Origin of the sequence: Streptomyces sp. NPDC005181 (genome assembly GCF_040608395.1) — a bacterium.
In the GTDB taxonomy this organism is placed as follows: domain Bacteria; phylum Actinomycetota; class Actinomycetes; order Streptomycetales; family Streptomycetaceae; genus Streptomyces.
In genome coordinates, this window is the sequence record NZ_JBEXID010000237.1 from 1 (window position 1) to 1,780 (window position 1,780).

1 protein-coding gene is annotated in these 1,780 nt (G+C 67.9%); it reads right to left on the minus strand.

Going from position 1 to position 1,780, the window contains the following annotated elements; all coding sequences use genetic code 11:
* Positions 1–28 precede the first annotated feature (28 nt).
* Positions 29–1,648, minus strand: coding sequence for an IS1634 family transposase (locus ABZV38_RS40310; RefSeq protein ID WP_356333924.1), 1,620 nt, complete (start codon positions 1,646–1,648; stop codon positions 29–31).
* Positions 1,649–1,780: the final 132 nt, after the last annotated feature.

Below are 1,780 nucleotides of genomic sequence, written 5' to 3' on the forward strand. Positions count from 1 at the left end.
ACTAGCCGGTGACTTCGCACATGGGGTTTTAGGTCTCCAGCCAGCGGGGTCTTGTTTCGTCGATGCCGAGGAGTTCGAGCAGGTGTGCTTGGACTCCTCGGTTGATGAGGATGACGGGTGGGCTGGCGGTGGTCCCGGGGCGGAGCGTGAGGCTGTCGAGGTGGTAGAGGATCATGCGTCCGGTGGGACGGACTTTGCGGTTGTCGGGGTAGAGGCCGCTCATGGTCTGCTCGGGTCCGAGCGCTTGGCGTACTTGGCGTTCGATCAGGCAGAACACGAGCAGGGCCAGGCAGATCACGGTGATCAGAGCTGCGATGCGCCGGTTGTGTTCCAGGAAGACCGGCGCGACGGCCAGGGGGCCCTTGAAGTCGCGGTAGCGGCGCTCGACCGCTCCTTGGCCCTTGTAGCGCTTGAGGACTTCGGCCGCATCGGCCTGCTCGGGGGTGAGCCGGGTCACCAGCGCGTACCAGCCGTCGGCGGCGGCCTCCGTGTCCAGGACGCCCTGGTCGAAGTACCAGGTCAGGGAGGGGCGCCCGTCAGGGTCGGTGGTCACGGTGGTGCGTAGGCAGCCGGCGACCCGCCGGGTCTTGGCGATCACTCCGATCCGGGCTTCGATCTTCGCCGTGGTGTTGTAGTAGCGGCCGCCGGCCGAGCGTTGCAGCTTGTCCAGGTCTTCCGCCGCCTTGGTCAGGCGCTTGGCGCGGGCGGCCTGCTGTCCTTTGGCGTTGCCGGTGGAGTGGACCAGGATCCGGCGCAGCCGGTGCACGGGGTCGGCCTTGCGCGGGCCGGCCATGGCATGGAGGTCCTCCAGGACCCGGTAGGACTCCCGCTGGTCGGCGGGCGTGTTCCGCTCGCGGTCGCGGTCGTTGACGTAGTCGACCAGCTGGGCGGAGGCCACGTCCAGGGCGGCGTAGACCTCCGCCTTGACCTGGGCGGCCGGGATGGGGGCGATGAAGTCGACCTTCGCGTCCAGCAGCGCGGTGATGTTCGGATAGGACACGAGCTTGGAGTCCGCGACGAGCAGGAAGTCCTTGCGCTCGGCGATCTTTCGCAGGGCCTTCATGGCGCCGACGACCTGCGCGACCTCGCCCGCGCCGCCGTCGTAGACGCGGTGGAAGACGGGGATGCCGCCGTCGCGGCTGACGGCCAGCCCGGCCTGGATCTGCTTCAGATCAACTCGCCGGTCCTTGGGATGACCGTACCTGACCTGCGGGAAGTCCTCCTCCTGGTCCTCGTAGGCACCGAACAGGGACATGCTCGTCATGTCCCAGTGGATCTGGGCGACATCGATACCGCACTCCGCGATGGCCTGCGCGCCGACCGAGCCCGTGATCTCCTCCAGGCGCGGCGCGATGGCATCCAGCGCGCGGGCGAGCCGGTCATCGTTGAGCAGCGCGGGATCAACGCCGAAGACCTCCTCGACAGCCCACGTGCGCGCCCAGTCCCCCACCCGGACCATAGCGGTGGGCGAGGACAGCCGGTTCGCGACCAGGACTTCGATGACCTGCCCGTGTGTCAGATGCGCCACATCCCGTACGGGACACAGCTCGTCGATGATCCCGGCCACGTCCAGCCGGCGCAGAAACTCGGCAGAGGCAGGCAGAGCGCCCAGACGCCTCTCCACCACAGGAGCCAACTCCACCGCCATGCGGGGACGCTGGACCCGGGAACGACGCGAACGAGATATCGGCACGTCGAACCCAACGAGCCACATCCCGCCGAGGTACCGGCCACATCATCAGTTCATCCGAACCGGTCATGTGCGGAGGATGGGACTAGC

Coding starts and splice junctions, on each gene's coding strand:
- ABZV38_RS40310 (WP_356333924.1), bottom strand. CDS start 1,648: ATGGCGGTGGAGTTGGCTCCTGTGGTGGAGAGGCGTCTGGGCGCTCTG.